General features: G+C 35.7%; 6 protein-coding genes and 1 rRNA gene. 1 reads left to right on the top strand and 6 read right to left on the bottom strand.

Annotated elements, in window-relative coordinates; all coding sequences use genetic code 11:
• Positions 1–121 precede the first annotated feature (121 nt).
• From nrdD to pulA, 4 genes are read right to left on the bottom strand one after another with little or no spacing between them, the layout of a single operon-like run.
• Positions 122–2,080, bottom strand: coding sequence for an anaerobic ribonucleoside-triphosphate reductase (gene nrdD / locus H8911_RS10970; protein ID WP_186999682.1), 1,959 nt, complete (start codon positions 2,078–2,080; stop codon positions 122–124).
• Positions 2,077–3,219: an anaerobic ribonucleoside-triphosphate reductase activating protein gene (locus H8911_RS10965; RefSeq protein ID WP_158567634.1), complete on the bottom strand. Its 1,143-nt coding sequence runs from the start codon at positions 3,217–3,219 to the stop codon at positions 2,077–2,079. The genes nrdD and H8911_RS10965 overlap by 4 nt, the downstream gene beginning before the upstream one ends.
• Positions 3,220–3,274: 55 nt before the next feature.
• Positions 3,275–4,786, bottom strand: a complete 1,512-nt coding sequence (locus tag H8911_RS10960; RefSeq protein WP_186999681.1) for an IMP dehydrogenase — start codon at positions 4,784–4,786, stop codon at positions 3,275–3,277.
• 45 nt (positions 4,787–4,831) lie between these two features.
• Entirely contained in the window at positions 4,832–6,940 is a 2,109-nt protein-coding gene (pulA, locus tag H8911_RS10955) for a type I pullulanase (protein WP_255466368.1), read from the bottom strand.
• A gap of 101 nt (positions 6,941–7,041) precedes the next feature.
• Between pulA and fumC the strand changes: the two genes are divergently transcribed.
• Entirely contained in the window at positions 7,042–8,415 is a 1,374-nt protein-coding gene (gene fumC / locus H8911_RS10950) for a class II fumarate hydratase (RefSeq protein ID WP_186999680.1), read from the top strand.
• Between the two features lie 18 nt (positions 8,416–8,433).
• Here the strand turns inward: fumC and cls are convergent, their stop codons facing one another.
• Both cls and rrf read right to left on the bottom strand, forming a co-directional pair.
• Positions 8,434–9,969 carry a cardiolipin synthase gene (gene cls, locus H8911_RS10945; RefSeq protein ID WP_117926469.1) on the bottom strand — a complete coding sequence of 512 codons (1,536 nt, stop codon included), beginning with the start codon at positions 9,967–9,969 and terminating at the stop codon, positions 8,434–8,436.
• Between the two features lie 69 nt (positions 9,970–10,038).
• Positions 10,039–10,147, bottom strand: a 5S ribosomal RNA gene (rrf, locus tag H8911_RS10940); the annotation flags it as partial.

Here is a 10,147-nt window from a genome sequence, read left to right as displayed (position 1 = left end):
CCTAAATTTAATCCAATATTCACATTTTCAAAGATCAATTTAAAACTAACTAAAAAATCTAGTTATTTTGTATTTTCAAACTTTTTCATAAAAAATACTTGAATTTTATATAGTTAGCTCCTTAAATCGAATATGTCTTTCTTCTTGAAAACTCTTTTTGTTTACCCTCATTCCAATCCTCTAAGTTTCGATAATATCCTGAAACACGAGAATAGACCTCGGTTGATTTGGAACATTTCGGGCAGATATCTTGATGACCCAATAGATAGCCATGTTCTTCGCAAACCGAATATGTTGGCGTAATTGTGAATACAGGCACCTCGTAGTTTTCATAAATGGTCTTCACAAGTAAAGCCGCCATCTTCCAATCTTCGATTCCATGATCAATAAAGACTGGAAATGAAGTGGCTCCACTATATTGATTTTGAAAATCTTGTTGTATATGTAAAGCCTCAAAGACATCATCCGTACTGGCGACATCTAAATGCGTTGAATTCGTATAATATCCATGACTTTGAATTTCTGGATACAATTCCTTATCAATTTGGGCAAAATGCGTACATACACTTTCTGCCGGTGTAGCCTCTAAATTAACTTTTTGACTTTGATTTAAAAGTTTGTGATTTAAAAACTCTAACACTTCCATGGAAAAAGTTTGTGCATCCAAATCCATCAAATTCTTCTTTAACCATTTCGCATTCAAACAAGCCTCATTCATACCCACAATACCTAAAGTACCATAGTGATCATTAAAATCCGATATATAGGCCTTGGTATACGGATACAAGCCGGCTTCCAACAATTGATTTAACACTTGTCGCTTGACTTCAAAAGAACGAAGGGCCACATCACTTAAATTATCTAAACGCTTAAAGAAATCTTCCTTACTACTTGAAAGATACGCTAAGCGCACTATGTTTAATGTCACAACCCCCATACTTCCACATAAAGGTTTATAACCAAAATATCCTTCTACATCTTGTTTTTCTTTTGTCAAAAAATAAGGCGTTCCATATTTGGCACAAGCCTTAAACAACTCTTCTTCGTGCATCCAATCAAAGTCTGGATTTAAGTAAAGGGCAATAATTGGAAATTGAAAACCACGACCTGAAATATCTCCTTTATTGATAACTTCAAATAAGGCATCATGAAGAATTTTCATTTCCTTTTGACAATCTCCATATGTAAAATCACATTCACACCCGGCTACAATTGCCTTTTTGTTTATAAATTCTTGCGGAACATTCCAATCCAAAGTAATCTGACTAAAAGGAGCTTGGGTACCCCATCTCGAAGGAATATTTATCCCATATATAAAGCTTTCAAGACAATCACTGACCATCTTGGCAGATAGTTTGTCCTGATGAATAAAAGGTACGAGTAACGTATCAAAATGTGCGAATGATTGGGCACTGGCCCATTCATTCTGCATGATTCCTAGAAAGTTGACCATCTGGTTACATAACGTCGATAAATGCTTGGCAGGAAGGGATGAAATCATCTTATTTACAGAAGGAAGTCCTTTTAAAATTAGATCTTCTAAAGACCAGCCTGCACTGCATCCCGTCAACATATTGATATTATGAATATATAGATCCCCATTTTTATGTGCGTTGGTAATTTGGGCATCATACACTTCACTCAACCAATAATTCGAAGTGATCATACCTGAATTGGATAAGATCAAACCACCCACAGAATAAGTTGCCATGGAGTTTTCATCTTCCAAAGAAATATTATCGTGTAAATACGAATTGACTAAATGTATATATTCATTGGCCGTCGATTGAATCTTACGAACATTTTCTCTTTGTTTACGATATAAAATATATGTCTTTGCGACCGGATAATAGCCAGATTCTGACAACGTTTTTTCAACACTATCCTGAATCATTTCTACACTAATTCGATTATCTTTGATCTTCGTTTGAAAATCAGCCGTGGCTCTAAGTACCAGTAAGTTGATAATCGCATCATCTTTTTCCATATGTAAAGAATCAAACGCTTTGGATATGGCCGAAAAGATTTTTGACGAATCAAAAACAACTATGGACCCATCTCTTTTTTCGACTTCAATCATGCTTGATCCCCCCTTATCTTTACATGTTTAACATACTTTTCGAATATCTTTTTATATTTTAAAACAACTTTAAAACTAGGTCGATGCAACGAATGATCAATGGTCGTTTCTCTATCTTCAAAAGGCTGTAAAATCACTGTATCAACGCCTTGGATCCATTCTCCTAATTCTTCTATAGTTGCTTGATTATGCAATTCATCCACCAAAGTTACACAAATGTCATATGGTACAACCGATTGCTTCAACAAATCCAAAGACTTCTCAATATCCTTTAGATCCATATCCTCAACCCCACACGTTTTCGCATAGGCACTCGGAGCATTTTTGATATCTAGACTGACATGATCTACCAATTTTTGTGCAAGGATTGTTTTTAAACGTTCATAGAACATACCATTTGTATGAATCTTAATTTTATAGTTTAAAGTCTTGGCATACTGTAGAAAGGAAACAACCCCCTCATGCATCAAAGGCTCTCCTCCCGATATATAAATGCCATCTAAATCTTTGCGATGACTCTCTAAATATTCATTGATTTTTTCCGTAACGATCGGATACATGTTTTCTTTTAAATACACCAAATCTCTCGAATGACAATACGGACACTTTAAATTACATCCCCCTGTATATAAAGAACAACTCAAATGTGAATCATAATCCGATAAAGATAATTTTTTTAATTTATAAAACTGCAGATTGGTCTGCTCCAAATCCGCATAGCTTCTGGCATGATTGGATAAAGTCTGATAAAACGTAGAAAAAACTTCAATCTGCTCTGCCGTTAAATCTTGTGTAATATGATGCCACCAGTCTCTACGAATCCCATAGATTTCAGATATATGTTTTTTGGTGAGTGCCGTCGTATATAATTCTTTAACACGCTTATCTTTGGCACTTGTTAAGATGGAAACATAACCCAAAGTATTCAATTTTTGAACATTTTTTGTGACTGTACCCTTATCATATCCACCAACCTGTACGATTTGTTGGAGGGAAATACCTTCATTCTCATAGATTTCAATCAAGATTGGAAGCTGGGCATAACTCAAATTCAAATCTTGCAGCATCTTATCATAATATTTCTGTGTACTTCGATAGAGGATACTTGAATCCATCAATAAATCATTTTGTTTTTCCATACAAATATTATAAGGTATTTTCATAAAGAAAAAAAGGACCGAAGTCCTTTTGAGATTATTGTGGTTTTGCGTCGAAATGTTCATCACGAACAACAACGTCGTGAGCTCCACCTTCGACAATACTTGTACTTGATACTAATGTAACCTTGGCATCTTTTTGAAGTTCAGGTATTGTTAAGCATCCACAGTTACACATTGTATGACGAATCTTAGACAAAGATAGACCTACATTATCTCTTAAGCTACCTGCATAAGGAACATACGAATCAACACCTTCTACGAAAGACATTTTCTTGTCTCCACCAACATCATATCTTTGCCAGTTACGAGCACGAGCACTACCTTCACCCCAGTACTCCTTCATGTAATTTCCGTTTACACTTACAATCTTATTTGGAGCTTCTTTGAAACGTGCAAAGTAACGACCCAACATAACAAAGTCAGCACCAAATGCCAATGCTAGTGTGATGTGGTAATCATGTACAATACCACCATCTGAACAAATTGGAACATAGATTCCAGTTTCCTCAAAGTATTCATCACGAGCTTTCGCAACATCAATTGTAGCTGTAGCTTGTCCACGACCAATACCTTTTTGTTCACGAGTGATACAGATAGAACCTCCACCGATTCCAATCTTAATAAAGTCAGCTCCTGCATCCGCTAAGAAACGGAAACCATCTCCATCTACAACGTTACCAGCTCCAACTTTCACGCTGTCACCATAGTGTTCACGGATCCATTTAATTGTTTCAGCTTGCCATGCAGAATATCCTTCACTTGAATCAATACATAAAACATCTACACCAGCTTCTACTAAAGCAGGTACACGAGTCGCATAGTCACGTGTATTGATCCCAGCACCTACAACGTAGCGCTTTTTATCATCCAATAATTCATTTGGATTGTCTTTGTGTGATTCATAGTCTTTTCTGAACACAAATGCCTTTAAGTGTTGTTCTTTATCAACGATAGGCAACTGATTTAATTTGTGTTCCCAGATTAAATCGTTTGCCTCAGACAATGTAATATCTTCATCTCCGACGATCAATTTTTCAAATGGTGTCATAAATTCCTTAACCAAAATTGAATGATCCATACGACTTTCGCGATAATCACGACTTGTTACGATACCTACTAATTTACCATCCGCTTGACCATTGTCAGTAACAGCCATTGTTGAGTGTCCTGTCTTAGTACGAAGAGCAATTACATCCTCTAATGTTGCTTCAGGGCTAATATTTGAATCGCTGCCAACAAATCCAGCCTTAGTCGATTTTACTTTACGAACCATAGCGGCCTGAGACTCAATTGTTTGACTACCGTAAATAAAACTTACTCCACCCTCACGTGCAAGTGCACAAGCCATTTCTTCACCACTAACAGCCTGCATTACAGCACTTACCATTGGAATATTTAAAGATAGTGCAGGTTCTTCACCTTTTTTGAATTTTACTAAAGGCGCTTTCAAACTCACCTTATCCGGTGTACAATCCGGACCTGTGTAACCAGGAATCAATAAATACTCACTGAACGTTCTAGATGGTTCTTCAAAAAATTTTGCCATTGTTTATCTCCTTCTCAATTTAACCTATATTATATGTTTTGAGTTCTACGCCGTCAAGCCAAATTGACAAACGACGACACTAAATGATGCAATATGAATATCCTGTGCTTCTAACGCATTGCTATTTCCATCATCAAACAAGACTCTAGCTTCTTGGTCCAAATGATAATCATAAGGAATGTTAGTTGGATTAAAGAAAGCTACACAATGATCATCCCCTTTTTGACAAGAATAGACTAAGACTTGATCATAGATCGAATCAAATTGAACACCTTTTTCAATGTCTTCAACCGTACTCAATCTAAAACAAGGATGTTCTTTACGAAGCTGGATCAATTCCTTTGTACGCTCTACAATTTCAATATGGTGATCCCTTCTTTGATAATCAACACGATTGTAGTTATCCGAACGATTGTATGTATTCCCTAAACCTTGTTTAGTGCGACCAAACTCTTGACCACAATGAATAAATGGAACCCCTTGTGCAAGTAATACCATCGCATTGGCCATGATCTGTCGTTTTTCTCTTAAATCACGACTCTCCCCATGACAACATACTCTGTTTTTATCCCATAACGTATGATTATCATGACACTCTACATAGTTAATGACTTTCGCTGGACTATCAAACACATGGTCCATACAGCTTGCGGCCATTACACATTTTACTTGATAGAATAAATCGGCTTGTCCTGACGCAAAGCCTTTTCGTGAAAGCTCATCATTCGATCCACGAACAACTTCACGGAAACGATCCGAGAAATGACCAACATGTGGCATCTTAGCTTGATTCAGTTGCGAAGCACGAATCTCTTCCGCCACAAAGCTTGGCATATTCCAGCCTTCCCCATAAATCATAAAATCTGGTTTTAATTTTTTACATTCTTCACTAATCTCATTCATTAAGTTATAATCTAGAATTCCCATTAGATCAAAACGGAAACCATCCACATCAAATAACTCAATGATCTTCTTACAAGTTTCTAAAAAATATTTACGCGCCATATATGGTTGTGTGTCGATATCATTGCCACAGAAACTTCCATTCGAAAATTCACCTTCACGATTCATTAAGAAATAATAATCTGGCACCATATTTTCTAACGCAAAATTTTCTTTGACATACACATGATTAAACACTAAATCCAAATTCACTCGAATGCCTGCCTTGTGGCAATCATGTACCAAATTCGCAAACTCCTCGATACGTAACTTCGCATTCTTTGGATCTAGTGAATAGGCCCCTTCCAAACAACGATATTGTACAGGATCATAGCCCCAGTTATAGAAAATATTAGGATACACTTCATCCACACTGCCAAAGTCAAATACAGGCATCAATTGTACGTGTGTCACACCTAATGATTTTAAATAACTAAAACCTGTATTGTGTGCTTTTGTGATTTCATTTTCTTCCGTAAAGCCCACAAATTTTTTTGGATGACTCACTCCAATTCCAGTTTGACTTGTCATATCACGAATACTTGCCTCATATATAATCGCATCGCATTCACTATCCATTGGCTTCAATTTGATTTTTTTTGGTAGTTTTAAACTCTTAGGATCTACAATCACACTATATTGGCCATTCGGACCACTAAAACAAGTATAAGGATCTGTTACCCCTTTATATTCTCCATTCACACGTACTAAGTAAGAATAGTGAACTCCATTTAAATCTTTATTGACAGTAAGCGAGAAAACCCCTTTATCCTGCCGAACCATCGATTCAACAATCTTTTTTCCGTTTAAGACATATCCTACATGTACGGCAAGAGCTGTGGGTGCCCACACTTTAAAGGTTGTCTTTTCCGGTGTATATGTAGCTCCTAGATCCTCTTTTTCATACATGTACTCTTTCGCAAAACGCTCTGTTTTAACAATATGAGAGTATTTGGCAACACAAGTTTTACAATGTTCATCATACACAGTATATTCTTGACCAATTTCCAAGTTCCCGTTTAATGACAATGAATAATGCGTATATCCATTATATAGATCACTTTGAGACTGAATCGTCAACGGAATAATACGATCCTTTGTATCTTTCATATGGAAAATACGACTTTTTCCACCAAAAAAATTTTTGGACATATAAACATCCAAACAATTGTAATCATCTAAATAAGCTTCATATGGCTCCTTCATTCGCATATGTAGTATTCCTCATTTCCTTTTATTTTACGTATCTATTGTAACATGTATACAGACAATTTTTTAAAAAAATGTTAAACTACTTCATAGAGGTGAACAAAATGAGTACATATCGTATAGAAGAAGATTGCTTAGGACAAATCAAAGTCGAAGCTGACAAATATTGGAAATCCCAAACCCAAAGAAGTTTAGAGAATTTTAAGATTGGACAGGAATTAATGCCTGCCTCTTTGATTCATAGTTTTGCGATATTGAAAGAAGCGTGTGCCAAAGCCAACCTTCATTTCAATAAAATTACTGAAAAACAATGTGAAGCCATTATCGAAATATGTCAAAGAATCGAAGACGGACAATATTTAGACCAGTTCCCTTTACATGTTTGGCAAACAGGTTCTGGAACACAAACCAATATGAATGCCAATGAAGTCATTTCCATGTTAGGAAATGAATACGCAAAGGAAAATATTCTCCATCCAAACGATACGGTTAATGCATCCCAAAGTTCAAATGATACGTTCCCGGCTGCGTTACATATCATGGTGGCACAAAAAATCAATGCTGAGCTACTTCCACAATTGGATTTAATGATTAATCAAATCAAAAAACTAGAAGAAGAAAACGAAGGCATTATTAAAATTGGTAGAACTCATCTTCAAGATGCCACACCATTATATTTCTCACAAGAATTAAGTGGATACCGTTCTATGATTGAGCATAGTAAAGCTCAAATTATTGATAGCTTAAAATATGTGTATGAACTAGCTTGTGGTGCAACCGCTGTAGGTACAGGCATCAACTGTCCAGAAGGTTTTGATGAAGTCGTCACAAAGATCATTTCTGAAAAGACACATCTTCCTTTTGTACCAGATCCAAACAAATTCCATGCTCTAACAAGTAAAGATGCCATGGTATATACAAGTGGAGCTTTAAAAGGTCTTGCCTCTAACTGCATGAAGATTGCGAATGACATAAGATGGCTTGCGAGCGGACCAAGAAGTGGCATTCATGAAATTAATATTCCTAGCAATGAGCCAGGATCTAGTATTATGCCAGGTAAAGTCAATCCAACTCAATGTGAAGCCTTAACTATGGTTGCCGTACAGGTCATGGGAAATGATACGGCGATTGGTATTGGGGCAAGCCAAGGAAACTTTGAATTAAATGTCTTTATGCCATTGATAGCCTACAATATGGATCAGAGCATTCAATTATTAAGTGATGCGATTCACTCATTCACCGTCCATTGTTTAGATGGTTTAAAGGCCAATAAAGAAACTATGGATAAAAATTTACATAACTCATTAATGTTAGTCACTTGTTTAAATCCAGTGATTGGCTATGAGAAAGCAGGACATGCAAGCCAACATGCCTTCAAAAATAACTTAACTTTAAAAGAATCCATTTTAGATTTGGGTTATTTGACAAGTGAAGAATTCGATTTGTATGTGCAACCCGAAAAAATGATTCATAAATAGAAAAAAAGGTATTTATTCCTACATGATAGGACTAAATACCTTTAATATATTTCGATATACTTTCACAGCTGGATTTGTGTTTACACATTCCTCTAATGAAACTTCATGCGAGACTTTAAATATTTCTTCAAAGTCATTTTTTATATCTGTCAAACAAGCAGTTTCATGCATCCATACACCACATTCATAATGTTGATAATACGATCTAAAATCCATATTCACTGTACCTACTAAAGCACTTGAATCATCAATGATGCAAACTTTGCCATGAATAAATCCGGGTGTATATTCGTAAATTTTAACACCTGCTTTGATCAATGTATCAAAGTTGGCTTTTGTGACTTCATACACCATCTTTTTATCCGGAATTCCAGGAACAACAATTCGTACATCTACACCATTGGATACAGCGAGTTTTAGAGATGAAATCATTTCTGAATCCAAAATTAAATATGGCGTTGTGATCCAACAATAGTCTTTGGCACAGCCAAGCATATTCAAATGCATATTTAAACTTGTGTTATTCTCATCCGTTGGAGAATCCGAGAATGGAATGATATATCCAGGATTCTTTAATGATGAAAAGACTTCACGATTTTGAATAAAATGCGAATACGATGTATATTCACTGGCTTGATAGTTCCAGATTTGTAAGAATGAAATGGTAAACATTTCAACACCAGCCCCCTTGATCATACAACCCATATCTTTCCAATAGCCAAAGCGTTTTTTCGTATTGATATATTCATCGGAAATGTTGCAACCTCCTGTAAAAGCCACCTTACCATCAATGACTAGAATTTTTCTATGATCTCGATTATTCATTGCCATAGCCAGTTGAGGTCGTAATGGATTAAATGCATGTGTTTTAATGCCACGCGCATTCAAGCATTTCGCATAATCTCTAGGTAAATAGGTCAAAGATCCCATATCATCATAAATAACACGAACATCTACCCCCATAGCGGCTTTATCCATTAAGATCTGTAGAATGGTATTCCACATAACTCCTTTATTGATAATAAAGAATTCCATAAAGATAAAATCTTCTGCTTTAATTAATTCTTGAATAAAAGCCTGATATTGTTCTTCACCAGAAGGAAAATAAGTTAACAAACAATTGTCATAAACAGGAAAATATCCATTTGTCCATGCCATGGATGTCATTTTATCTAAGACATAGTCATCTTCATGAAGATCACTTAAAATTTCAATGTTTTGAAGAGCATACTTTTTATAGTCTGAATATGCCTGTCTATCTTTGATCATTAAAGCCTTTGGAATCTTACGATTTCCAAGTAATAAGTAAACAACGCCACCAAAGATTGGAAAAGACATAATCAATAAAACCCATAATAATTTAGAACTGGAATCCGAATCACGATTGATGATATGCATACAGACGCATAGACTAAATATGATCAAGATATAGTAAACAATAAAGAATTTTTGACTAAAATAGCTCACCAAAAAGAACAATGTAAAAAATTGGAGTAATACAGCTAAGATAATATAGATAGGTTTTGATTTACAATATTTCAAAATTTTATGCATATTTGTATTATACGCTAGATACGCATAAAAAAAAAGCAGACAAACAACTGCATTTGTGTAAAAAAAAGGACCCGGCAGCTAGCTATCTTCGCAGGGGCAAGCCCAACTATTGTCGCCGTGAAAGTGCTTAACTTCTGAGTTCGGGATGAGTTCAGGTGTGTCCACTTTGCTATCGCCA

Origin of the sequence: Holdemanella hominis, assembly GCF_014306155.1 — a bacterium.
Classification (GTDB): Bacteria; Bacillota_I; Bacilli_A; order Erysipelotrichales; family Erysipelotrichaceae; genus Holdemanella; species Holdemanella hominis.
This window is presented reverse-complemented; position numbering and strand designations above follow the sequence as displayed.